21 protein-coding genes are annotated in these 22973 nt (G+C 63.4%); 8 read left to right on the forward strand and 13 right to left on the reverse strand.

From position 1 onward, the window contains the following. Positions 1-66 precede the first annotated feature (66 nt). The 3 genes from PCO31110_RS12530 to PCO31110_RS12540 form a co-directional block, all read right to left on the reverse strand. Positions 67-783: a histidine phosphatase family protein gene (locus PCO31110_RS12530; RefSeq protein ID WP_010807392.1), complete on the reverse strand. Its 717-nt coding sequence runs from the start codon at positions 781-783 to the stop codon at positions 67-69. Between the two features lie 144 nt (positions 784-927). Then, on the reverse strand, positions 928-1707 hold the full coding sequence (locus PCO31110_RS12535; protein WP_010807391.1) for an oxepin-CoA hydrolase, alternative type: 780 nt from the start codon (positions 1705-1707) through the stop codon (positions 928-930). Positions 1708-1723: 16 nt separating this feature from the next. Further along, the gene (locus tag PCO31110_RS12540; RefSeq protein ID WP_051126089.1) at positions 1724-3280 is read right to left on the reverse strand and encodes a 3-hydroxyacyl-CoA dehydrogenase; all 1557 of its coding nucleotides are present in this window, start codon (positions 3278-3280) and stop codon (positions 1724-1726) included. Between the two features lie 550 nt (positions 3281-3830). Here PCO31110_RS12540 and PCO31110_RS12545 point away from each other — a divergent pair. Then, positions 3831-4487, forward strand: coding sequence for a glutathione S-transferase (locus PCO31110_RS12545; RefSeq protein ID WP_150690569.1), 657 nt, complete (start codon positions 3831-3833; stop codon positions 4485-4487). A 149-nt stretch (positions 4488-4636) separates the two neighbouring features. On the opposite strand, the gene PCO31110_RS12550 is transcribed toward PCO31110_RS12545, so the two are convergent. Both PCO31110_RS12550 and PCO31110_RS12555 read right to left on the reverse strand, forming a co-directional pair. Continuing rightward, on the reverse strand, positions 4637-5842 hold the full coding sequence (locus tag PCO31110_RS12550) for a pyridoxal phosphate-dependent aminotransferase (protein WP_036660947.1): 1206 nt from the start codon (positions 5840-5842) through the stop codon (positions 4637-4639). 141 nt (positions 5843-5983) lie between these two features. Beyond that, positions 5984-6496, reverse strand: a complete 513-nt coding sequence (locus PCO31110_RS12555; RefSeq protein ID WP_150690570.1) for a putative toxin-antitoxin system toxin component, PIN family — start codon at positions 6494-6496, stop codon at positions 5984-5986. 47 nt (positions 6497-6543) lie between these two features. On the opposite strand from PCO31110_RS12555, the gene yaaA reads away from it, so the two are divergent. After that, positions 6544-7323, forward strand: a complete 780-nt coding sequence (gene yaaA, locus PCO31110_RS12560) for a peroxide stress protein YaaA (protein WP_010807386.1) — start codon at positions 6544-6546, stop codon at positions 7321-7323. Positions 7324-7388: 65 nt separating this feature from the next. Beyond that, positions 7389-8537, forward strand: coding sequence for a M14 family metallopeptidase (locus tag PCO31110_RS12565; protein WP_150690571.1), 1149 nt, complete (start codon positions 7389-7391; stop codon positions 8535-8537). A gap of 83 nt (positions 8538-8620) precedes the next feature. Here PCO31110_RS12565 and PCO31110_RS12570 read toward each other — a convergent pair whose 3' ends face one another. Beyond that, on the reverse strand, positions 8621-9277 hold the full coding sequence (locus tag PCO31110_RS12570; protein ID WP_010807384.1) for a BspC domain-containing protein: 657 nt from the start codon (positions 9275-9277) through the stop codon (positions 8621-8623). A gap of 433 nt (positions 9278-9710) precedes the next feature. Here PCO31110_RS12570 and trmB point away from each other — a divergent pair, with 433 nt between their 5' ends. Continuing rightward, positions 9711-10421, forward strand: coding sequence for a tRNA (guanine(46)-N(7))-methyltransferase TrmB (gene trmB, locus PCO31110_RS12575; protein ID WP_150690572.1), 711 nt, complete (start codon positions 9711-9713; stop codon positions 10419-10421). 96 nt (positions 10422-10517) lie between these two features. Here trmB and PCO31110_RS12580 read toward each other — a convergent pair whose 3' ends face one another. The 7 genes from PCO31110_RS12580 to PCO31110_RS12610 all read right to left on the reverse strand — a co-directional run bounded on the left by PCO31110_RS12580 (position 10518) and on the right by PCO31110_RS12610 (position 19044). Further along, positions 10518-11696, reverse strand: a complete 1179-nt coding sequence (locus PCO31110_RS12580; RefSeq protein WP_150690573.1) for a DUF2863 family protein — start codon at positions 11694-11696, stop codon at positions 10518-10520. Between the two features lie 135 nt (positions 11697-11831). Further along, a complete protein-coding gene (locus PCO31110_RS12585) occupies positions 11832-12395 on the reverse strand; it encodes a methylated-DNA--[protein]-cysteine S-methyltransferase (protein ID WP_010807381.1) in 564 nt (187 codons plus the stop codon). Further along, positions 12392-13879 (reverse strand): DNA-3-methyladenine glycosylase 2 family protein, encoded by a 1488-nt coding sequence (locus PCO31110_RS12590; protein ID WP_150690574.1) that lies wholly within the window; start codon positions 13877-13879, stop codon positions 12392-12394. Before PCO31110_RS12590 ends, PCO31110_RS12585 begins: the two co-directional genes overlap by 4 nt. Before the next feature lie 166 nt (positions 13880-14045). Further along, positions 14046-16754, reverse strand: a complete 2709-nt coding sequence (acnA, locus tag PCO31110_RS12595) for an aconitate hydratase AcnA (RefSeq protein WP_010807379.1) — start codon at positions 16752-16754, stop codon at positions 14046-14048. 206 nt (positions 16755-16960) lie between these two features. Beyond that, a complete protein-coding gene (locus PCO31110_RS12600) occupies positions 16961-17449 on the reverse strand; it encodes a hypothetical protein (RefSeq protein WP_010807378.1) in 489 nt (162 codons plus the stop codon). Between the two features lie 72 nt (positions 17450-17521). Next, on the reverse strand, positions 17522-17923 hold the full coding sequence (locus PCO31110_RS12605) for a hypothetical protein (RefSeq protein WP_144265674.1): 402 nt from the start codon (positions 17921-17923) through the stop codon (positions 17522-17524). Positions 17924-18060: 137 nt separating this feature from the next. Continuing rightward, the gene (locus PCO31110_RS12610; protein ID WP_010807377.1) at positions 18061-19044 is read right to left on the reverse strand and encodes a malate dehydrogenase; all 984 of its coding nucleotides are present in this window, start codon (positions 19042-19044) and stop codon (positions 18061-18063) included. Positions 19045-19386: 342 nt separating this feature from the next. On the opposite strand from PCO31110_RS12610, the gene PCO31110_RS12615 reads away from it, so the two are divergent. The 4 genes from PCO31110_RS12615 (at position 19387) to sdhA (ending at position 22973) form a co-directional block, all read left to right on the forward strand. Next, complete coding sequence (locus PCO31110_RS12615; RefSeq protein WP_010807376.1) at positions 19387-20229, forward strand: GntR family transcriptional regulator; 843 nt, start codon at positions 19387-19389, stop codon at positions 20227-20229. 184 nt (positions 20230-20413) lie between these two features. Next, positions 20414-20827 carry a succinate dehydrogenase, cytochrome b556 subunit gene (gene sdhC, locus PCO31110_RS12620; RefSeq protein ID WP_010807375.1) on the forward strand — a complete coding sequence of 138 codons (414 nt, stop codon included), beginning with the start codon at positions 20414-20416 and terminating at the stop codon, positions 20825-20827. Between the two features lies 1 nt (position 20828). Then, on the forward strand, positions 20829-21194 hold the full coding sequence (gene sdhD, locus PCO31110_RS12625) for a succinate dehydrogenase, hydrophobic membrane anchor protein (protein ID WP_010807374.1): 366 nt from the start codon (positions 20829-20831) through the stop codon (positions 21192-21194). Between the two features lie 3 nt (positions 21195-21197). Next, entirely contained in the window at positions 21198-22973 is a 1776-nt protein-coding gene (sdhA, locus tag PCO31110_RS12630; RefSeq protein WP_010807373.1) for a succinate dehydrogenase flavoprotein subunit, read from the forward strand.

Raw genomic sequence — 22973 nt, forward strand, 5'->3', positions numbered from 1 at the left:
TGATGCACTTGCCGCGCGGCCGCCTCGAAGCGTGCGGCCGCCGAAAATCCTGAGCCTGCTGCGAACTTATCCTCGCTTTCGCGTGCGCAGGAACGACGCAAAAATCTTCTCCATGACCGTCAGCCGGTTATCGCGATGCAGCGGCTGCGGCGGCGCGAAGTTCATCAGGCGCACCACCCAGTCTTCGGGCTTGTCGCCCACGTCGAGCGCGTTGATGCACGCGGGCGTCTGGGCGAGTTGGCCCAGAAAAAGGCGTCCGAGCGGATGCATGGCATGCGACAGAATCGCGCGATTCACGCCGCCGTGCAACACCAGCAGCACGGTGTCCCATGACGTATCGGCCCGGAGTTCCGCCAGCGGCGGCACCACGCGATCGAGCAGTTCGCGCACCGACTCGCCGTTCATGAATCGGGTGTCTTCGGGCACCAGGCCGTCGAACGCACTGAGAAACGCCTGCGCGAGTTCGGCCGGCGGCAGGTCGGAAACGCTGCCGGCACGAATTTCTTCCCAGCACGACCACGTCTCGATAGCGATCTGCTGCCCAGTCTCGGCAAGCACACGCTCGGCAGTCTCGCGCGTACGCGGGAGGCCACTCACGATGACCCGGTCGAAGCGGATCTTCTCGGCGGCGAAGGCGCGTCCGGCGGCGCTGGCTTGCGTGCGCCCGAGTTCGTTGAGCGGGACGGAGTCGGCGTCGATGGGCTTGCCGCTATCGTCGAAGTAGGTGACGTCGCCATGGCGCATCAGATAGATGCGGCGGCGCTGCGGTGGTGAGAAGGTCAAGGGACCGGTATCGGGGCCCGGATGGCCGAGTGAACGCATGCGGAAATTCTCCTGAACGGACCGGCAGCCGATCGGCGACTGCGGCAAAGCGTTGACCGGCGGCGCACGTCGAAGGTTCGCGTGCGCCGCGCGTCTGTCACACGCTCAGGCGTATTTTGCCGGACGTTTCTCAAGGAAGGCACTGATACCTTCCAGACCGTCGGCGTGGTGCAGCGAGGCGACAAAGTTGTCGCGCTCCGCCCCCAACTGCGATGTCAGCGTCTCGCGGGCGCCGGTCTCGATGAGCGTCTTGATACGGCCGACGGCGTTCGGCGAGAGCTGTGCGAGATCGGTCGCCCAGTTCAGCGCTTCGGCGCGGGCTTGTCCGGGCGCGACCACGCGGTTGACGAGTCCCGCAGCAGCCAGACGCGTCGCTGCCACCGGCTTGCCCTCGAGCAGAATTTCGGTGGCGAGCGGGCGGGGCAGGGCTTGCGAGAGGAACCACGAGCCGCCGCCGTCGGGCGTGAGGCCGACCTTCACGTAGGCCATCACGAACTTGGCGTTGTCGGCCGCAACAAGCAGATCGCACGCCAGCGCGAGCGAGAAACCCGCGCCAGCGGCCGCGCCTTCGACGGCCGCGATGATCGGCTTCGGGCACGCGCGCAACGCATCGATCCATTCGGCGAGCGCATCGATGCTTGCCGCTTGCACCGACGGATCTTTCTGACGATTCTCCAGCAGCCGGTTCAGGTTGCCGCCCGCGCAGAAGAAGTTGTCGGCGCCGGTCAGCACTACGGCCCGTACGGAGGCGTCGCGCTCGGCGGTGGCCAGCGCTTCGACCCCGGCGGCATACATATCCGGATGCAGCGCATTGCGTGCTCCGGGGTTGGACAGCGTCAGCACCAGTGTCTGGTCGACGCGTTCGGCAAGCAGTTCGGCGCTCATGAGTCGAGTCTCCGGATCACTGTTCTTCGGTAAGCAGCGACACGCCAAGCTGCGCACGACGCGAAAGCCACGGCGACGGGCGATAACGCGGGTCGCCATAGAACGATTGCAGATTGCGCAGGACGGTGAGCAACTGGCGCGCACCGACCGCATCGCCGAGCGCAAGCGGCCCCTTGGCGTAGCCCAGACCCAGCGTCACGGCGCGATCGATGTCGCCCGGTGTGGCGATGCGCTGTTGCGCGATATCGGCACCGATGTTCACGATGGTGGCGATCACGCGTTGCGCGACGAAGCCTGCCGAGTCGCGGATCACCGTGACGGGTGTGCCCTCGTATGCAAAGAGCGCATGGGCGGCGTTGCGCGCGTCGGGTGTCGTGACGGGCGTGGTCATCAGGGTGTGACGCTTTGCGCCCGCGAGCGGCAGCAGCGTGTCGATAGCTACCGTGCGCGTAGCGTCAAGCCCTTGTTCGACGGCGCAGGTCGTGGCGTCGAGGCCGAGCGGCGTGACAACGATCAGTGCCGTCTCTGATGGCTTGTCGCCGTTTTCGATGGCAACGCCCGTCGTCCCCAGCAGTTCGACCACTGCGGCGAAGCCACGCGCATCGGCGCGGCTCACCCAGACGCTGGCCGGCAGGGTGTCGGGGGCGGGAGCCTCGGCCGGCACCTGTTGCTTGCCGTCGACGTAGCGATAGAAGCCTTCGCCCACTTTGCGGCCGAGCAGCCCGCCGGCGAAACGCACGGCCGTGATCGGCGACGGCCGGAAGCGCGCCTCTTCGTAGAATTGGTGGTAGATCGATTCCATCACCGGGTGCGAGACGTCGAGTGCGGTGAGGTCGAGCAGTTCGAACGTGCCGAGGCGGAAGCCCGCTTGCTCGCGCAGGATGCGATCAATGTCGGCAAAACTCGCCACCCCTTCGCTCGCGACGCGCAGGCCTTCGGTGTTCATGCCGCGTCCTGCGTGATTGACGATAAAGCCCGGCATGTCCTTGCAGCGCACGGCCGTGTGCCCCATGCGCCGGCCCAGCGCGAGCAGGGCGTCGCCGACGTCGGGGGCGGTGCGCAGGCCGTCGATGACCTCGACCACCTTCATGAGCGGCACCGGGTTGAAGAAGTGGTACCCGGCCACGCGCTCCGGACGCTCGCACGCCGCGGCAATGGCCGTGATCGACAGCGAGGAGGTGTTCGACGCGAGGATGGCATCGGCCGCGACGATACCTTCGAGCGAGCGGAACAGGTCGCGCTTGATCTCGAGCTTTTCGATGATGGCTTCGACCACGAGATGGCAGTCGGCCAGGTCCTCGAGCGCACTGCACGCCTGCAAACGGCCCATCGTCGCCTCGACGCTGGACGCTTCGATCTTGCCCTTCGCCGCGAGCTTGTCCAGCGTGTCGCGCAGGGCGTCCAGTGCGGCTTGCACGGCCTTCGCGTTGGTGTCGTACAGCTTCACGCGCAGACCGGCCTGTGCGGCGATCTGGGCGATGCCGCGGCCCATGGCGCCAGCACCGACGATGCCCAGCACGTCGATAGCCTTGGCCGGAGAGTGAGCGGATGCCGGGGAGGAAGATGCAGTCATTCGGAGTGTCTCGAAGTTGATGTCGATTGTCGTCGATCGGTGTCGTGCTGCCGGCGCGCATGGCACCGTACGGCGTGATGCGTCATTCTATCGTCCGACCGGTCGGTCGGGAAATGAATTTCCTGCCGAGTTGCGCGGCGATGCAAACCGATGCCCCTATTGTGTTGCCGCTATTGTCGCCGATCTCGTTGCGGCTGCCAGCGCTTGTTCCGCTGGGCGGTCGGCAGCGGGGCGGGAGATGGCCGGTTCGCTGGCGGATTTCGGGACGCCGTTCGCGGCGTCATTGATGCGAACGATCGTGCGATACCGTTACAATGCGCGAAGCCGCTAGTCGCACTCGCTACCCTCTCCGCCTCTGTAGACGCGGGAAACGCTAGGTCGCGACGGTGTAGCCGGGCGATGACACTGCAAGTGCGAGCCGCGACCGGCAGCCAACGAGACGCCGCCGCTGCACTGAGGCGGTGCACAAAGGACGCATCATGAAACTGCGCATGGACGGTGGCGCCTCACCGACAAACCGGGGCGCTGGTCATGCCGCATGGGAGACATCATGTTGAAGCTGTACGGCTTTCCAATCAGTAACTACTACAACAAGGTCAAGGTTGTGCTGTACGAGAAGGGCTTGCCCTTCGAGGAATCGGAATCGACCCCCTGTCAGGAAGAGTGGATGCTGCAATCGTCGCCGCTTGGCAAGGTGCCGTATCTGCAGACGGAAAACGGTTTTCTGTCCGAGTCGCAGGTGATTTGCGATTTCCTTGAGTTGGCGTATCCGTCTCCCGCGCTCTTCTCCAGCGATCCGTGGCAGCAAGCCAAGGAGCGCGAGTTGCTGGCGATGACGGAGTTGCATCTGGAACTCGTGGTGCGCGAGGTGTACACGCAGGCGTTCTTCGGCGGCACGGTGTCGGAAGGCACGCGCAATCGCACCGAGAAGCTGCTGCGCCGGAACATCGTTGCGTTCAAGCGGCTGGCGAAATTCGCCCCCTACGTGGCGGGTGACACGTTCTCGATGGTGGACATTGCCGCCGCCATCCATTTGCCTATCCTTGGCATGGCCACGCAAGCGGTCTATGGCGAAGACTTCCTGCAGGCGGCCGGCATCGACTGGAAGGCGTACAGTCAGCGGCTCGCCGAACGTGAATCGTTCCAGCGTATGCGCGCAGAACAGAAGGCCTACCAACAGGCGCAGCAGGCGAAGAAGGCGGGATAAATCAGCCGACGCCTGACAGTCAGGCAGGGTGGGGCCTCCCCCCTGATCCGCCTGCGTTACCGCGATAAAGCAAAAGGGCCGCAATGTTCCAGATTGCGGCCCTTCGTTTTTCTGACGGCTGACACCTGACAACCGGCGGTCGTTGGTGGTCAGATCTTCGCCAGTCGAGCCAGCGCTTCACGCAGCGTGTCATCCTTCTTGGCGAAGCAAAAACGCACGACGCCCGATTCGTGCGGCTCGTGATAGAACGCCGAGACGGGAATTGCCGCCACGCCGATCTCGCCGGTCAGCCACAGCGCGAAGTCGTTTTCGCTCATGTCGCTGATTGCGCTGTAATCCACGCATTGGAAGTAGGTGCCTTCGCACGGCAGCAATTTGAAGCGCGTGCCTGCCAATCCTTCGCGGAACAGGTCGCGCTTCTTCTGGTAGAAGCCCGAGAGTTCGAGATACGGAGCAGGGTCGCGCATGTAGTCCGCCAGCCCCACTTGCATCGGTGTGTTCACGGTGAACACGTTGAACTGATGCACCTTGCGGAATTCCGCCGAGAGGGCGGCCGGTGCAGCGACGAAGCCGACCTTCCAGCCCGTCACATGGTACGTCTTGCCGAAGCTCGACACGATGAAGCTGCGGCGCGCGAGTTCCGGATGGCGCGCCACGCTCTCGTGCCGCTTGCCGTCGTACACCATGTGTTCGTAGACCTCGTCAGAGATCAGCAGAATGTCGGTGCCCGCCACGATCTCGGAGAGCTTCGCGAGATCTTGCTCGTGCCACACGGTGCCACTCGGGTTGTGCGGCGTGTTGAACAGGATGAGACGCGTGCGCGGCGTGATCGCGGCGGCCAGCTTGTCGAACGGAATGCGGAACTCGGGGGCTTCGAGCGTGATGAACACCGGTTTGCCACCGGCCAACTCGATCGACGGGACGTAGCTGTCATACGTCGGCTCGAACACGATCACTTCGTCGCCCGGATGCACGCTCGCGAGAATCGCCGTGAGCAGCGCCTGCGTCGCGCCGGCCGTTACCGTGATTTCCGTGTTCCAGTCGTAATGCTGCCCGTAGAGATTGCCGATCTTGCCGGCAATGGCCTGACGCAGCGCGGGTACACCCGCCATCGGCGGGTACTGGTTGTGGCCTTCGCGCATGGCGCGCGAGACGGCGTCGACGATCTTCGGGTCGCAAGCGAAATCGGGGAAGCCCTGTCCGAGGTTCACCGCCTGTTTCTCGGCCGCCAATGCCGACATCACGGTGAAGATGGTGGTGCCGACGTTCGGCAAACGCGAGGCGAGCGGCGGGGCAACCAATGCCTGAGCGGCAGGTGTGGTGGCGGCGAGGGAGGCTGGGTGGGGCGCGTTCATTTATGCGATGGACGATGCAGTGATCAGGCCGTCATTCTAACGCCGCTGCGCGCTGCATGCGGGCGACACCCGGTCACCCGGCTTCCGATTTCGGACATTCCTTGGTCCGTTCTCCGGCCATTCCGATCGGGCTCTCGGAATTCATGCGCTCGGGACGAGCAACGACGTGAAAGCACTCGCCGTCACGATACGAAAACCGAACTGACGCGCCACGCGGCTGCGCAGCTTCAGCACGGCCTTGTCCTTGCTGACAAGCCAGTGTGCGTGCCCGTCACGGGCAGCTTCGAGGAATTTCTGATCGTCGCGGTCGCGGCATAGCGGCAATTGGGCGGGCGGCGGCGCGTCTTCCGGCACCACGATGCGCTGCGTATGGGCATCGACCCAGGCGAGGGCGGCGGCGTTGTCGATCTCGCGCGCGGAGAATTGCGGGTACGTGAGCACCACGGCGAGTTCGTCGCGGCAGCGCGGCGCCATGAGCGCGGTGAGGCGGCGCTCGACGAGGGCATCGCGCATGGGACGCACAATGGGGTCGTCGAAGACCAGCAGATCGATCCAGACATTGGTGTCGAGGACCACGCGCGGTGGGGTGGCGAGCGTATCGAGGTGCTCGGCGAAGGCCCGCTCGGCGGGCGTGGCAACAGCGTTTTGAAGCATTGGATAGAATGGCGGTTTCTCGTTTTCGCAGGAACGCTGCACCCCATATGATAATTGTTCTCTCGCCGGCCAAATCGCTCGACTACGAAACGCCGCCGCACGTGAGCACGCACACCGTGCCGCAGTTCGTCGACGACGCTGCCGAACTGATCGAAGGCCTGCGTGAACTGAGCCCCGCTCAGGTCGGCTCGCTCATGAGCATTTCCGATCAACTCGCGTCGCTGAACGCCACCCGTTATGCCGACTGGTCGCCTCGTTTCGACACGAGCAACGCCAAGCAGGCTGTGCTCGCCTTCAATGGCGACGTGTACGAAGGCCTCGCCGCCCGCTCGCTGAACGCCACGCAGCTCGACTTCGCGCAGAAGCATCTGCGAATCCTGTCAGGCCTGTATGGCGTGCTGCGTCCGCTCGATCTGCTGCAACCGTATCGACTGGAGATGGGCACGCGTTTCGTCAACAAGCGCGGGCGCGATCTGTATGCGTTCTGGGGAGAGCGCGTGACGCAGACGATCAACGCGTCGCTCGCGGAGCATGCCGAGACGCGTCGCGTGCTCGTGAATCTGGCGTCCGAAGAGTATTTCAAGGTCATCAAGCGCCGCTTGGTCGCGGCGCCGGTGATCACACCGGTGTTCGAAGACTGGAAGAGCGGCAAGTACAAGATCATCAGCTTCTACGCCAAGCGCGCACGCGGTCTGATGGCGCGTTACGCGATCGAGCGTGGTGTGACCGATGTGCAGCAGCTCAAGGCCTTCGACAGCGAGGGCTATGCGTTCGACGACAGCGTGTCGAACGATTCGCTCTGGGTGTTCCGCCGTCGCGTGGCCTGACGCCAGCCGATCCCGGCCCCGTGGCAATGTCACGGGGCTTTTCATTTCCGCCAGTGAGACAAGTCATGACCGTGCGCATCAGCAGCAGGTTCGACAGCGGCGCCATCCATGTGGTGAGCGCCGAGCGTGCCGACGACATTCACGTTCGCGTTCCGCAGGACGGCGCCGCGGAGTTTGCGCAGTGGTTCCATTTCCGCGTGCAGGGCGTGGGTGGCGCACCGTGCCGCATCGTGTTCGACAACGCGGGGCAGACGTCCTATCCGCGCGGCTGGGAGAACTACCGCGCAGTGGCATCGTACGATCGAGTGACCTGGTTCCGCGTGCCGACTTCCTACGACGCTCAGGTCATGACCGTGTCGTTCACGCCCGCGCACGACAGCGTCTATCTGGCGTATTTCGAGCCGTATCCCGAGGAGCGTCATCTGGCGCTGCTCGGCACGGCGCAGAACTCGCCACGCGTGAGTTCGCGCTCACTGGGGCAGACCGTCGACGGGCGCGATATGACGTTGCTTACCGTTGGCGAGCCGCGCGCAGGCAAGCGCAACATCTGGGTGATCGCGCGTCAGCATCCCGGCGAGACGATGGCCGAGTGGTTCGTGGAAGGGCTGCTGCGCCGTCTGCTGGGGGCAGGGGATTGGGCGGGTGATCCGCTCGCCACGGCCGTGCTTGACGAAGCCGTGCTGCACATCGTGCCGAACATGAACCCCGACGGGGCGGCGCGTGGCAATCTGCGCACGAATACGGCGGGCGCGAACCTCAATCGCGAGTGGCTCGAGCCGGATCTGCAACGCAGTCCCGAGGTGTATCACGTGCGTGCGGCCATCGAGGCGGTGGGCTGCGATATGTTTTTCGACATTCACGGCGACGAAGCGCTGCCCTATGTGTTTCTCGCCGGGAACGATGGTGTCGAGTGGGCGACCGACGCAGTGCTTGCGCGTGAGAAGGCGTTCGGCGAGCGCCTGAAAGCCGCGAGCCTCGACTTTCAGGACAAGTTCGGCTATCCGCCGGGCAAGCACGGTCTCGAGTCGCTCAAGCTCGCGTCGAAGTGGGTCGCCCGCCGCTTCGGCTGTTTGTCGCTCACGCTGGAAATGCCGTTCAAGGACAACGCAAATCGTCCGGACGCGCAGGTTGGCTGGAGCGGCGCACGAAGTGCTGCCCTGGGCGCGTCGATGCTTGCCGCGATCTGGTCGCAGATGCAGGCGGACAACGCGTAACGCCTAAGGCAATGTCGGGGCGCAGCAAAGCACGACGCGCCATGCGTCGTGCTTCCTTTGGCGAGCCGATCGCGTTGATGCGATCAGTTCGACTTCTTCTTCGCCGTGCTCTTCTTGGCCGTGCTGCCGCTCGATTTGGCCGAGGACGATTTCGCCGACGACTTACCGCTTGACGACTTGGCAGTCGTGCCACGCTTGCCCGACTTCGCGGTGGCGTGAGACGCCTTGCCGCGCGTATTCCCGCGTGTTGCCCGCTTCGCGGGTTGTTCGACCTGCGCCAGCGGCGATGTGTAATCGAAGCCCATCATGCGGCCATCGACGTAGCCACAGCGAATGTGGATGTTGTCCGTCTGACCGTTGGTGCGTTTGCCGATGCCGTCGAGTTCGACCATCTGCGTGACGTCGACGCGTTGCTTGCGGTCGCCGAACGGACCGGACCAGGGGGCGACCTTGGCATGCTCCGGGTCGAGCGCGTGCTCGCCGTACTCGACACTTTCGTAGCCGGGCAATGTGGCGACGACGAAACTGGCGTGCGCCGCGCAATCGGCCACGAGCGGATCGGCTTGGCGGGTGTTGATGAACTGCTCGACCAGCGCGCGATGCTGTTCGAGCGTGAAGGCCTGTGCGGGGGCCGTAAAGGCCGACAGGCAGAGCGGCGCGGTGACGGCGGCGATACCTGCGACCTGGCGCACGGCTCGCAACACGACGCCTGCGGCGCGTTGAAAAAATCGATTCGACATTCTGTAATGAATTCTCGGGGGCGCTAAGGCATTGCAGAGCAATGCGGGCATGCGGTGACTCACCGGGTAAGTCGCTGGCACGCGCCGCTCGCGAAGAGGCTTGACCGCATTTTGAAAAACAACGGCAAAGCGGCTCTCATCTTAACCGAAAAAAAGGCGCTGACGCCCGCCGGGTAAGCCGGTAGACGTAACACGGCGCGTCGCGAAAGTTACAGCACGCTACAATGCGTGCCTGACCGACGCTCCGATGCAGCGACGACCTCGCGGATTTCGCGCGAATCGCGGCTGTCCGGCGAGGGTAGGGGGCGCATTGTGTCATCGGCTGGCGCAGCGCAATCGCTCGAATAGCGGCGCATTTCGAGAGGTTTCGAGCGACTCGCCCAATTTGCATTCAGGTATCGACTCTGCACGCCCCACGTTTTTCTCATTTCGCATGTTCGCAAATTCGCGCACTGTCGACAGTGCTCAAACCGGCCCGCACGACAAACTGGCGGATCTCGTGAACCGTCATCGCAATGCGGTGTTTCGCAAGCCGTTGGCCGCCTATAGTGCGGGTGCGTTCGATGCCGCCGTCGCCGCGTGGCGCGACGCCGGAGCCGCACCCCTCATCATCGATGCGGGATGTGGCGTCGGTGAAAGCACCTTGCGACTGGCCACACAATTCCCCGATCACTTCGTCATCGGTATCGATCAATCGGAGAGCCGCATCGTGCGCGGCAAAGATTGGTGGGACGGCGTGTGGCCCGAGAACTTCGTGTGGGTGCGCGCCGATCTCGTCGACTTTTGGCGGCAATTGTTCGACGCCGGTATTCGTCCGGCGCGTCACTACATCCTCTATCCCAATCCGTGGCCGAAAATCGGCCAGCTCGCGCGACGCTGGCACGCTCACGCAGTCTTTCCCACCGTGGTGGCCCTTGGCGGCGTGCTGGAGTGTCGCAGTAACTGGAACATCTACATCGACGAATTCGCGCTGGCGGTCGAGTGGCTCAGCGGTGTGCGTCCGGTCGTCGAAGCGTGGTCGCCCGACGCCGCGAGCGTTGCCCCCATCACGCCGTTTGAGCGCAAGTATCTGGCATCGGGGCATGGGCTTCATCGATGCGTCGTGACGCTGCTGCCGTCGCCGCTCGCCTCATCATCGAACTGATTCGGCGGGCGCCTCGCACCAACAAAAATGGCCGGGCGCTGATAACGCACGGCCATTTTTTTACCATCGACACGCGTCATGGCGACGCGACGGCGATCAGTGGAAATGCGGACGGTTCGGTTCGGCGTCTTCCGGCATTTCCGCATGGACGACTTCGCCCACCGGGTCGGGATACAGCGGCACGCCACAATCGTCGCAATACTCCGGATCGAAACGGCCCGGATGCTTGCGAATCTCGGTCACGCCACAGGCCTTGAGCAGGTCGGTGACTTCGTCGAGTGCACCGCCTTCGACTTCGCCATTCTCACGGCCATACAGCGGCCACACGACGCCGTAGATGACGTCGTTGCTGCCGCGCTGTGTGAAGCCGATGCGGTACTCGTCGATGTTCTGCTCACCGAAGCCGGCGATGACAGCGCGCAACTCGGCCGGGGTCAGCGTCAGCACGTCTTCGAGATAGCGCAGCGCCGTGCGGATCGTGTGCGGACGAATGCGCTCGTCTGCCTCGCGGCAACTCGCGTAATACGCGTCGGGCAGCAAGCACTCGATTTCGCAACCTGGCAGTAGTGCATTCAGATTCGGCCCGCCCTGAGCCGACCATGCCTCCTGACATTGACCACGCTCTGCGTGACGTGCGCCGTCTTCTTGCCAGCGGAACATCGGCGCTCCCTTGGGGACCGTGACGGCCGCCAGCAAAAAGCGCGGGTCGGCAAGAATCGGCGCCGTCTCCGGCAGATCGTTGCTCGGCTGCTTGACTTCGGCATTATCGACGGCCGCGCGCACGAGTTGCTGCGTGACCTTCCACGATTCGCAATGCGTGCGCGGCAGTTGATCGATGCTGTAGAGATACGGCGAGATGGCCACGCGCGCCGATTCCGCGAGCACATGGGCGTGCAGATGAGCGCGAACGGGCATGAGCGCGTCGGTCTTCACGGGGCCCGAGGGGATTGCGTAACGCGTCCAGGCCAGGATCGGGATGGCGACGAGCAGACCGTCCCACACCTGACCTTCAGCTTCCGGCTCGGCGGATTCGCTTTGCGATTCGATCAGGTCCGCCAGCGCGCCATAAGCCTCGCTGTGGTTGGCCTGAAGGTGATCGAGCGCCGCGTCGATGGCCGGCTGGTTGCCGGTGCGCAGCACGCGCGTGAGCAACGTGTCGAGCTGGGCCTCCCAGAAGCGGTCTTCGATACGGCTGCCTGAGGCGGCAAGCGCAAGCGCGTGGCCGACCAGTTTTTCGGCGTCGGGAGTCAGTCGTTTGGCGGTGCGTGAGCGCATAGTGTGTAAAGCAGAAATGCATGAACTCACGATTGTACGGCATGCGTGAACGCGATTGATGGGACGCTTGCACCAATCGCGTTGTCCCCGGGGCGCGCGCCCGCCGGGCGCCATGACACCGGCGGCCGGATATCGTCAGAAATCGAACGCAAGATTGGCCGGCGCCGACAGCCTCGTGCGACGCGTCGCCCCCGTGCCTGCGCCGGCGACCGAGGCCAGCGCAGCGCCTTCGAGCGAGAGCAGCGCGAGTTTGCGCTCGACGCCGCTGGCATAGCCGGTGAGGGTGCCGTCCGCGCCGATCACGCGGTGACAAGGCACGATGATCGTTATCGGATTGCGCCCGTTGGCGGCACCGACGGCGCGTGATTTGTTCGCGTCGCCCAACGCGTGAGCGAGATCGCCATAACTGCGCGTCTCGCCGAACGGGATGCGGCAAAGCGCCGCCCAGACGCGCTGCTGGAACGGGGTGCCTTCGGGGGCCAGCGGCAGTTCGAAGGTGCGGCGTCCTTCGCGAAAATACTCGTCGAGTTGGCGCTTTGCTTCGTTGAGCAGGGCAAGATCGTCGCCCTTGCGGCGCACGTCCTCGTCTTGCGGAAAGTACTTCTGATGCGAGAAATACACGCCGGTGAGCGCGTCGCCGTTCGCGACGAGCAGCATTTCGCCCAGCGGGCTGTCGTAATACGTTTCGTAGCGGATCATGTGTCCACCTCCTGCAAAGTCTCGACCGGCTGGCCGGTCGGTCCCTGCGCCGCCGCCCGCCAGATGTGCAGCGCTGCGTACGCGCGCCACGGTGCCCACTGGGTCGTGCGTGCGGCGACGGCACGTCCATCGGCCACGCCCAGCGCCTGACGCAGTACCAGGTCGTCGACAGGTATCGCGTCGGGCGAGCCAAGGGCGCGCATGGCGATGTACTGCGCTGTCCATGGCCCAATGCCCTTGATCGCGAGCAGCGCCTTCACGGTGGCTTCTAGTGGCGCTAGCGGGTCAAGCCGCAGGTGAGCATCGACGATCGCCTGCGCGACCCCGTGAATGGCGGCAATTCGGCTTCGAATGATACCGGCTTCGCCCAGTGCCTCGGGGGGCACGGCGAGCAATTGTGCGGCACTGGGGAAGGTGTGCGTCAGACCTTGCGCCGGCACGGGCAGGGGCGTGCCGAAACGTTGCGCGAGCCGCCCGAGCAAGCGCCGGGCACCCTTGACCGTGATCTGCTGGCCGACGACGGCGCGCACGGCCATCTCGAAGCCGTCGACGGCCCCCGGCACCCGCAGGCCCGGTGTCGTTGTGGCGAGCGGCCCGAGGTGCGCGTCGATGACGTCTGGACGCGCGCCCAGATCGAACAGATGGCGCAGTTTGCCCAACACCTGCGGCACGCTGCCGGCCAGCACCGGCGGCAACGTCACTTGCAGGGCGTGACGATCCGGCAGCAGCGCGATGCGGCACCATCCGGCGACCGTTTGCCCGTCTTGTCGCTCGATACTCAGTGCGCGCGTGTAGACGTCGCCCTCTCGTAGTTCGACACCTTCAATTGCCCGGTCGCCCAGAAAGTCGAGCAGTGCGTGCCAGGCGAAGGGCGGCCGGTAGGCAAGCTGGAAGACGAGATCGCCGTCGGGCAGGGCGGCGTGACGAGCGTTCAGGCGAAGCCGGCCGGGGGCGAAACCGTAGCGTGTCTTGAACAGGCCGTTGAAGCGTCGAACGCTGCCGAAGCCGGAGGCGAGGGCGATCTCCGTGACCGGCAAGGCGGTATCGGTGAGCAGGCGCTTGGCGAGCAACAACCGTTGCGTCTGCGCGTACTCGACGGGAGAGACACCGAATTCGTCGGCAAAGATACGGCGCAGGTGGCGCTCCGTGATGCCGATGCGGGCAGCGAGGGCCGGGAGTCCGGCGCGGTTCAGGAAGCCTTCGTCGATCATGGCTGCGGCAGCATCGGCGAGTTCGCGGCTGGCATCGAAACGTGCGCCGCCGGGCGCGAGTTCGGGGCGGCACTTCAGGCAAGGGCGATAGCCGGCCTTCTCGGCAGCGGCGGCGCTGCCGTAGAACGAGCAGTTTTCAAAGCGCGGCGTGCGAACGTTACACACGGGGCGGCAGTAGATGCCGGTGGACGAGACGCCGACGAAAAACCAGCCGTCGAAACGCCGGTCGCGAGCGGAGACGGCCTTGTAACAGACTTCGGGATCGAGCGTCATGGGCAAGGCAGCCGGCAAGGCAAGGGGGAGGACATGGCTGTCACTCTACGCGCGAGACCGAAGCGGTGCTAGTCATTTTCGGACATGACAGCGCCCTGCGCGCAATCGTCTCCAATAACGACAAAACCCGGCGCGAGGCCGGGTTTTGCTTGCTACCAACCGCCAATCAGGCCGCGGCGAGCAGTTGACGCAGCACGAACGGCAGGATACCGCCGTGCTTGTAGTAATCCACTTCGATCGGCGTGTCGATGCGCAGCAGGACTTGCACCTTTTGCGTTTCGCCGTTCTTGCGATGGATCACCAGCGTGACATCCTGTTGCGGCTTGATGTCGGCCGTCAGACCTTCGATGTCGAACGTTTCTTCGCCCGTGATGCCCAGCGACTGTGCGCTGTCCGAGCCCTTGAACTGCAGGGGCAGCACGCCCATGCCGACCAGGTTCGAGCGGTGGATACGCTCGAACGAACGCGCGATGACCGCCTTCACGCCCAGCAGTTGCGTGCCCTTGGCTGCCCAGTCACGCGACGAACCCGTGCCGTACTCTTCGCCGCCGAACACCACCGTGGGGGTGTTTTCGCCGACATACTTCATGGCGGCGTCATAGATCGACAGTTGTTCGCCGCTCGGCTGGTGAATCGTCAGGCCGCCTTCGACGCGCGAACCGTCTTCCTTCGCCGGGATCATCAGGTTCTTGATACGGACGTTGGCGAACGTGCCGCGCATCATCACTTCATGGTTGCCGCGACGCGAGCCGTAGCTGTTGAAGTCGGCCTTGAGCACGCCGTTTTCGAGCAGCCACTTGCCTGCCGGCGACGTTTCCTTGATCGAACCGGCCGGGCTGATGTGGTCGGTCGTGACCGAGTCGCCGAACACGCCCAGGGCGCGTGCGCCGTGAATCGGCTCGATATCGGTCTTCGGATCCATGGAGAAACCGTCGAAGAACGGCGGCTCGGCGATGTAGGTCGACGTCGGCCAATCGTAGACCTGACCCTTCGACCCCTTGACCTTGGCCCACAGCGGGCTCGGTTCCTTCACCGAATCGTAGTTGGTCTTGAAGACCTTCGCGTTCATCGCGAACTTCATCAGTTTGTGGATTTCTTCGCTGGTCGGCCAAATGTCGCCCAGGAAGATCTCGCGGCCTCCCTTGCCCTTGCCGACCGGCTCGGTCATCAGGTCGCGACGCACATTGCCGGCAATGGCGTAGGCCACAACGAGCGGGGGCGAGGCGAGGAAGTTGGCGCGGATGTTCGGGTGAATACGCGCTTCGAAGTTACGGTTACCCGAGAGCACGGCCGCCGCGACCATATCGTTCTTCACGATCGTGTCGTTCAGTTCGGCCGTCAGATCGCCGGCGTTGCCGATACAGGTCGTGCAGCCGTAGGCCGTCACGCCGAAGCCCAGCTTCTCGAGGTACGGCAGCAGGCCGGCGGCTTCGAGATACTCGGTCACCACGCGGCTTCCCGGGGCGAGCGACGTCTTGATGTGCGGCGCCACCTTCAGACCGGCTTCCACGGCCTTCTTGGCCAGCAGACCGGCGGCGAGCAGCACGCTCGGGTTCGACGTGTTCGTGCACGACGTGATGGCCGCGATCAGCACGTCGCCGTTGTTCACGTCGATACCGCTGTCGGTCTTGTAGGTCGTGTCGAGTTGTTCTTCGGTCTTGTTGAAGCCGTTTTCAGCCACCGGCTTCGTGAACAGATCCTTGAAGGTCGATTTCACGTTACCGATTTCGATACGGTCTTGCGGACGCTTCGGACCGGCCAGCGACGGCGCGACCGTGCCCAGGTCCAGCTTGAGCGTCTTCGTGTAGTCGATGTCGTTCGACTTCGGAATGCCGAAGAGCTTCTGCGCCTTGAAGTACGATTCGAAGGCGTCGATTTCGCTCTTCGTGCGGCCCGTACCCTTGAAGTAGTCGATGGTCTTTTCGTCGACCGGGAAGAAGCCCATCGTTGCGCCGTATTCCGGCGCCATGTTCGCGATGGTGGCGCGGTCCGGCAGCGTCAGGCTGGACGTGCCTTCGCCGAAGAATTCGACGAACTTGCCGACGACCTTCTCGCGGCGCAGCATTTCCGTGATCGTGAGCACCAGATCGGTGGCGGTCACGCCTTCGCGCAGACGGCCCGTGAGTTCCACGCCGACCACGTCAGGCGTCAGGAAATACACCGGCTGACCCAGCATGCCGGCTTCGGCTTCGATGCCGCCCACCCCCCAGCCCACCACGCCGATGCCGTTGATCATGGTCGTGTGGCTGTCGGTACCCACGAGGGTATCCGGGTAGAACACGTCGTCCTTCTTGTGCACGCCACGTGCGAGGTATTCCAGGTTCACCTGGTGCACGATGCCGTAGCCCGGTTGCACGACGCCGAACGTATCGAACGCCTGCATACCCCACTTCATGAACTGATAACGCTCGTTATTGCGCTGGAATTCCAGCTTCATGTTCAGGTCGAGCGCTTTCTTCTCGCGGAAGTGATCGATCTGGACCGAGTGGTCAACCACCAGATCCACCGGCACGAGCGGCTCGATGCGCTTCGGGTTTTTGCCCTGACGCTCGGCGACATTGCGCATGGCGGCCAGGTCGGCCAGCAGCGGCACGCCGGTGAAATCCTGCAGCACGACGCGTGCCACGACGAACGGGATTTCGTCGGTACGCTCAGCGTTCGGCTTCCAGTTGGCCAGTTGCTTGACGTGCGCTTCCGTGACTTTCTTGCCGTCGCAATTGCGCAGCACGGATTCGAGCACGATACGGATCGACACCGGCAGGCGCTCGACATTCACACCCAGGGCTTTTCCCAGTTGGGGCAGCGAGTAGAACTTGCCTTTCTTGTTGCCGCTGAGTTTGAACTCTTTAAGCGTTTTGTGGAGGTTGTGGGCCATGATCTTTCCTTGAGTGATACAGAAAAACGAAGCGGTGGTGATGCGTTTAGCAGAAGGCGGCGTCGCGCGGGCACTCTCGCGGGTGCCCGCTACGACGCCAGTGCGCCGGGTGTCCGGCGTACCGGGGACTACGGGTATGGCTGAGGCTGCAGCAGGAAAGCGGCTGGCGCATCATGCAATCGGCGTCCGAGTCGACCGGACAAGCCTCAGTTGGTCACCTTGATCAGTTCGACCGATTGGGTCGGGGCGAGCTTGTTCTGCTCCGCCATCGCTTGCGTTGCGCATTCGTCAGCCAGACGGCTGCCGCCATCGCGGTGCGTGAACAGCATGGCCTTGGCCGGGATCACGACCAGGTCCATTCCGCTTGCCGCATCGTAGAAACGGTCGGCGCCAGTCGTCGTCTGTTGGCGCGGCAACTTGTAGTTGCGGCCATCAAAGAACATCGTGAGGATCTGGTCGCGCTTCATGTCGCCCTTGATGAACAGCTTCTGGTTCTCCTTGCAGCTCCACTGTTCAGACCCCTCGTCCGGTTGCACCGGCGCCGCAGCAACGGTCGCTTTCTTCTTGGCCGGTGCTTTCTTCTTCGGTGCGGGCTTCTTGGCCGTCTGGGCGGCCGATTGCTCAGCAGCAAATGCAGTCGGCACAAGGGTAGCGGAACACAGGGCGACCAGTGCGGTCAGGCAAAGCTTTTTCATGATGAATCTCCAAACAATGGGTGAGAGCCGACAAAAGCGCAGATTATCGTACGAAGTTTGCGTTGTTCGGCGTCACCATACAAATTTTTTCAATTCCCTTGCGCCAAGCACAGCGGGCGGCGGCGGTACGAACCGGCGTCGCTGGAGGGGTGTTGCAGTGTGGAATTCGGCATCACGCCGGATCGGACTACGCGAGCTCATGTTGCCGCCCTTGAGGACGGTCATGACGCGAAGGGGGCGGGATGCTTGGCGAAGCAAACGCTGAACGGGGCGCGAAACGTTGCGCCGCACGGTCGCCGCAGGCATTACGCACACGCCGGGCATCCGGTCCGGTGCGCTCTGTGCGGCAGTGAGGCGTTGCATTCGCTTGGCCAAGAAGTCGCTCGGTATTCTCGGTGTTGCTTGGGGCGGTGCCAGGGTCATGGTGCGATAGACGGCGCGGTCTTTTGCGCTAAATGTCGTCACTTCGATCATAGCTCCGGTCGACACGATGACTGCTGGAAACGTTCCCTCTGTCGGGAGGGGGTGCGCCGGCACTGGGGGTAGCCGCCGGCGCAGTTTCGGCCCCTTGCGACGCTTTTGGCATCGCGTGGGGTCGAGTCCCCGGGGGATTAGCCCAGCAGATGTGCCACGCCGGCGCGCTCTTCCTCAAGCTCGTTCAGCGTGATGTTCATCTTCTCGCGCGAGTAGGCGTCGATCTCGAGGCCTTCCACGCGCTTGTACTTGCCGTTTTCGCAGGTCACGGGCACGCCGTAGATCACGTCTTGCGGAATGCCGTACGAGCCGTCCGACGGAATACCCATCGTCACCCACTTGCCGTTCGTACCCAGCACCCAGTCATGGATGTGGTCGATAGCAGCGTTGGCAGCCGAAGCGGCCGACGACAGACCACGGGCTTCGATGATGGCGGCGCCGCGCTTGCCGACCGTCGGCAGGAACACGTCGTTGTTCCACACGTCGTCGTTGATCATCGACTTCACGTTCTTGCCGTCGATCGTGGCGAAGCGGTAGTCGGCGTACATCGTCGGCGAGTGGTTGCCCCACACGGCCAGCTTTTCGATGCTGGCGACCGGCTTGCCGGTCTTGGCGGCGATCTGCGACAGGGCACGGTTGTGATCCAGGCGCAGCATTGCGGTGAAGTTTTCCTTCGGCAGATTCGGTGCCGACTTCATGGCGATGTAGGCGTTGGTGTTGGCCGGGTTGCCGACCACGAGCACCTTGACGTCGCGCTTGGCGACTTCGTCCAGAGCCTTGCCTTGCACCGTGAAGATTGCGCCGTTGGCTTCGAGCAAATCCTTGCGCTCCATGCCCTTCGAGCGCGGACGGGCACCAACCAGCAGGGCGACGTCGGCATCCTTGAAGGCGACCTTCGGGTCGTCGGTCACAACCACGCCAGCGAGCAGCGGGAACGCGCAGTCTTCCAGCTCCATCACGACGCCCTTGACGGCGGCTTGAGCTTGCGGGAGGTCGAGCAGTTGCAGGATGACGGGCTGATCCTTGCCGAGCATGTCGCCATTGGCGATGCGGAACAGCAGGGAGTAGCCGATTTGGCCAGCGGCGCCGGTGACGGCGACACGCATTGCGGGTTTTGCCATGAGAATCTCTCCAGACGTGTACAAATTCCTGCGAAGCTTAAGGTAAGCTCGCCGTCCGGGTGGCATTTTTTTGCCAGGCTGACAGCGCCGCGTCACATGAAGCTTCTAAAATTCCTTGACCTACGGAAGCTTGCGGGCTGCGGGGTGTGCTGCCGTCGATGAGTGCGAAGCACCGGACTCTCTTATATGATAGCCGTGCTGCGGCTGCAGGCCCCTGTTAGCCCGCGCCAGTGTAGGAGCCGTCGCAACGAATGTCAACTCTATCTTATGTCTTATATAAGACATAGGATTATTGCTGTTATTCGATGGACGAGGGCCTTGATTTGTGGTCAAATCGCCGCCATGAATGCGAACGTTCGCGACACATCCAACACTACGCCGCCTGTCGATGCCCCGCAGCGACAGGACAGCACGCGCGACGCCGCACCGGCCTCCCAGGCCCCGCAGGGTGCCGCCGCCCCGGGAGCGTCGCCGACATTCAGTCCACTATATCAGCAGATCAAAGGGCTCATCACGCAGAGCCTGCAGGCCGGCGAATGGAAGCCCGGCGAGATCATTCCAAGTGAGGTCGACCTGGCTGCCCGCTATAAGGTGAGTCAGGGAACGGTGCGCAAAGCCATCGACGAGTTGGCCGCCGAGAATCTGCTGGTGCGCCGGCAAGGGCGTGGCACGTTCGTTGCGACTCACCATGAAGACCGGGTGCAATTCCGGTTTCTGCGTCTTGCGCCCGATTCGGGCGAACCCCATCACCCGCCCAGCCGCCTGATCGAGTGCCGCCGCATGCGTGCACCGGCGGAAATCGCGCGTCAGCTCGATCTGCGTGCGGGCGATGGCGTCATTCTCATTCGCCGCATGATGGATTTCTCGGACCGTCCGACGGTGCTCGATGAAATCTGGCTGCCGGGCGCGCTGTTCCGCGGACTGACGGCAGAGCGGCTCAATGATTACAAGGGGCCGATGTACGGCCTGTTCGAAGATGAATTCGGTACCCGCATGATCCGCGCCGTGGAAAAAGTCCGCGCTGTGGCCGCAGACGACGTGACTGCGGATCTGCTCAAGGTGCCGAAGGGGTTCCCGCTGCTGAGTGTGGAGCGCGTTTCCTACACTTATGGGGACAAACCGGTGGAAGTGCGCCGGGGCTGGTACGTCACCACGGAACATCACTACCAGAACGAATTGAGTTGAGAGGGCAGGGCGACTTCCCAGGTGCGAGCCGGCGTCGTGGCCGGTCAGTGCCTGAAGTCTAGGCATGAGGGGCGGCGTGTCGTGCGCCGTTGGCGGGAATTTCCGGAGCATTGGAACCGGTATGGTGCAACGCACTAGAATCGGCGCTAAAATCCGGGGCTGATGTAACTACATGGGGTCTAGCATGGCTGAAGTGGTAAAAAAAGAGCGGCCAGTCTACAGGAATATCGGTATCGGACAGATTGTCACGTACCGTCTCCCGCCGGCTGGTATCGTTTCCATTCTGCACCGTATTGCCGGTGTGATCTTGTTCCTTCTGTTGCCGTTCGCGCTTTATTTGTTCGAACAGAGCCTCACGTCGGAACTCAGCTTCGACGTTCTGCGAAGCATCGCCTCCAACTGGTTTGTCAAGCTTGTCATCCTGGCATTGTCGTGGGGCTTCCTGCACCACTTCTGCGCCGGCTTGCGCCATCTGCGCATGGACTTCAATCACGACGCGGTGAGCAAGGAAGGCGGTAAGAATTCGGCAGTGGTCGTTCTGGCCGTGTCGCTGGTGCTGACGCTGGCCGTCGCCCTCAAGCTGTTCGGAGCGTTCTAAGATGGCACAGAACAATATCGGTTCGAAGCGCCTCGTCGTGGGCGCGCACTATGGCCTGCGCGACTGGATTGCGCAGCGCATGACTGCGGTCATCATGGCCGTGTACACCGTGATCCTGTTGGTGTGGTTCTTTGCCGCCAAGGATTTCTCCTACGAAGGCTGGGCCAGCATCTTCGCGCATCAGTGGATGAAGCTGGCCACGTTCGTTACGCTGCTCGCGCTGTTCTATCACGCGTGGGTCGGCGTTCGCGACATCTGGATGGACTACGTCAAGCCCGTCGGTGTGCGACTGGCGCTGTACGCGCTGACGATCGTCTGGCTGCTGGCTTGTGCCGGCTATGCCGCACAGATTCTGTGGAGAGTGTAAAGAATGGCTGCAATTAAAAATTCGCTGCCGCGCCGCCGCTTTGACGTCGTCATCGTGGGCGCAGGTGGTTCGGGCATGCGCGCGTCGCTGCAACTGGCCAAGGCCGGTCTGTCGGTGGCTGTGCTGTCCAAGGTGTTCCCCACCCGTTCGCATACCGTCGCTGCTCAGGGCGGCATTGGCGCTTCGCTCGGCAACATGAGCGAAGACAACTGGCATTACCACTTCTACGACACGATCAAGGGTTCCGACTGGCTCGGCGACCAGGATGCGATCGAGTTTATGTGCCGTCAGGCACCGAACGCCGTCTACGAACTGGAACACTTCGGCATGCCGTTCGACCGTAACCCGGACGGCACGATTTACCAGCGCCCGTTCGGCGGCCACACGGCCAACTACGGCGAGAAGCCTGTCCAGCGCGCTTGCGCGGCTGCCGACCGTACCGGTCACGCGCTGCTGCACACGCTGTATCAGCAAAACGTGGCAGCCAAGACCCACTTCTTCGTAGAGTGGATGGCGCTCGATCTGATCCGTAACGAAGAGGGCGATGTCCTCGGCGTGTCGGCGCTGGAACTCGAAACCGGCGACGTCTACCTGCTCGAAGGCAAGTGCACGTTGTTCGCAACCGGCGGTGCCGGCCGTGTGTACGCCGCTTCGACCAACGCGTTCATCAACACCGGTGACGGTCTGGGCATGGCCGCGCGTGCGGGCATTCCGCTCGAAGACATGGAATTCTGGCAATTCCACCCGACCGGCGTGGCCGGTGCGGGCGTGCTGATCACCGAAGGCGTGCGCGGCGAAGGCGGTATTCTGCGTAACTCGAACGGCGAGCGCTTCATGGAGCGTTATGCCCCGACGCTGAAGGATCTGGCGCCGCGTGACTTCGTGTCGCGTTCGATGGACCAGGAAATCAAGGAAGGCCGTGGCTGCGGCCCGAACGGCGACTACGTGCTGCTCGACCTCTCGCACATCGGTGCCGAGACGATCATGAAGCGCCTGCCGTCGATTCGCGAAATCGCACTCAAGTTCGCCAACGTCGACGCGATCAAGGAACCGATCCCCGTCGTGCCGACCATCCACTATCAGATGGGCGGTATTCCGACGAACTACAACGGTCAGGTCGTCCTGCAGAAGGACGGCACATCGACGCCGGTCAACGGCTTCTACGCTGTGGGCGAATGCTCGTGCGTGTCGGTCCACGGTGCGAACCGTCTGGGCACGAACTCGCTGCTCGACCTGGTGGTGTTCGGCCGCGCGGCCGGTAACCACATCGTCGACTTCGTGAAGAACCACGGCGACCACAAGCCGCTGCCCGCCGATGCCGGCGAGAACGCACTGGCGCGTCTCGGCCGTCTGGAAGCCTCCAGCTCGGGCGAGTACGCACAGGACATCGCCAACGACATCCGTGCAACGATGCAGAAACATGCGGGTGTGTTCCGTACGTCGGATCTGCTCAAGGAAGGCGTGGACGAGATCAAGCAAGTGGCCGAGCGTGTGTCGCACGTCCACCTGAAGGACAAGTCGAAGGTGTTCAACACGGCGCGTATGGAAGCGCTGGAAGTCGACAACCTGATCGAAGTGGCCAAAGCCACCATGATCGCGGCCGAAGCCCGCAAGGAAAGCCGCGGGGCGCACGCGCACAGCGACTATCCGGAGCGCGACGACGCCAACTGGATGCGCCACTCGCTGTTCTTCAGCGAAGGCAACCGTCTGGATTACAAGCCGGTGCAGTTGAAGCCGCTGACCGTCGACTCGGTTCCGCCCAAGGCGCGGACGTTCTAA

The organism is Pandoraea communis, assembly GCF_902459745.1.
Classification (GTDB): domain Bacteria; phylum Pseudomonadota; class Gammaproteobacteria; order Burkholderiales; family Burkholderiaceae; genus Pandoraea; species Pandoraea communis.

What these genes read in the sequence shown, in the direction of transcription:
- acnA (WP_010807379.1), bottom strand. Translation starts at nt 16,754, where the DNA reads ATGGCCCACAACCTCCACAAAACGCTTAAAGAGTTCAAACTCAGCGGC.
- PCO31110_RS12610 (WP_010807377.1), bottom strand. Translation starts at nt 19,044, where the DNA reads ATGGCAAAACCCGCAATGCGTGTCGCCGTCACCGGCGCCGCTGGCCAA.
- PCO31110_RS12585 (WP_010807381.1), bottom strand. Translation starts at nt 12,395, where the DNA reads ATGATCCGCTACGAAACGTATTACGACAGCCCGCTGGGCGAAATGCTG.
- trmB (WP_150690572.1), top strand. Translation starts at nt 9,711, where the DNA reads ATGTTCGCAAATTCGCGCACTGTCGACAGTGCTCAAACCGGCCCGCAC.
- PCO31110_RS12545 (WP_150690569.1), top strand. Translation starts at nt 3,831, where the DNA reads ATGTTGAAGCTGTACGGCTTTCCAATCAGTAACTACTACAACAAGGTC.
- PCO31110_RS12550 (WP_036660947.1), bottom strand. Translation starts at nt 5,842, where the DNA reads ATGAACGCGCCCCACCCAGCCTCCCTCGCCGCCACCACACCTGCCGCT.
- sdhA (WP_010807373.1), top strand. Translation starts at nt 21,198, where the DNA reads ATGGCTGCAATTAAAAATTCGCTGCCGCGCCGCCGCTTTGACGTCGTC.
- PCO31110_RS12590 (WP_150690574.1), bottom strand. Translation starts at nt 13,879, where the DNA reads ATGACGCTCGATCCCGAAGTCTGTTACAAGGCCGTCTCCGCTCGCGAC.
- yaaA (WP_010807386.1), top strand. Translation starts at nt 6,544, where the DNA reads ATGATAATTGTTCTCTCGCCGGCCAAATCGCTCGACTACGAAACGCCG.
- PCO31110_RS12540 (WP_051126089.1), bottom strand. Translation starts at nt 3,280, where the DNA reads ATGACTGCATCTTCCTCCCCGGCATCCGCTCACTCTCCGGCCAAGGCT.
- PCO31110_RS12580 (WP_150690573.1), bottom strand. Translation starts at nt 11,696, where the DNA reads ATGCGCTCACGCACCGCCAAACGACTGACTCCCGACGCCGAAAAACTG.
- PCO31110_RS12605 (WP_144265674.1), bottom strand. Translation starts at nt 17,923, where the DNA reads ATGATCGAAGTGACGACATTTAGCGCAAAAGACCGCGCCGTCTATCGC.
- PCO31110_RS12555 (WP_150690570.1), bottom strand. Translation starts at nt 6,496, where the DNA reads ATGCTTCAAAACGCTGTTGCCACGCCCGCCGAGCGGGCCTTCGCCGAG.
- sdhC (WP_010807375.1), top strand. Translation starts at nt 20,414, where the DNA reads ATGGCTGAAGTGGTAAAAAAAGAGCGGCCAGTCTACAGGAATATCGGT.
- PCO31110_RS12565 (WP_150690571.1), top strand. Translation starts at nt 7,389, where the DNA reads ATGACCGTGCGCATCAGCAGCAGGTTCGACAGCGGCGCCATCCATGTG.
- PCO31110_RS12570 (WP_010807384.1), bottom strand. Translation starts at nt 9,277, where the DNA reads ATGTCGAATCGATTTTTTCAACGCGCCGCAGGCGTCGTGTTGCGAGCC.
- PCO31110_RS12615 (WP_010807376.1), top strand. Translation starts at nt 19,387, where the DNA reads ATGAATGCGAACGTTCGCGACACATCCAACACTACGCCGCCTGTCGAT.
- PCO31110_RS12535 (WP_010807391.1), bottom strand. Translation starts at nt 1,707, where the DNA reads ATGAGCGCCGAACTGCTTGCCGAACGCGTCGACCAGACACTGGTGCTG.
- sdhD (WP_010807374.1), top strand. Translation starts at nt 20,829, where the DNA reads ATGGCACAGAACAATATCGGTTCGAAGCGCCTCGTCGTGGGCGCGCAC.
- PCO31110_RS12600 (WP_010807378.1), bottom strand. Translation starts at nt 17,449, where the DNA reads ATGAAAAAGCTTTGCCTGACCGCACTGGTCGCCCTGTGTTCCGCTACC.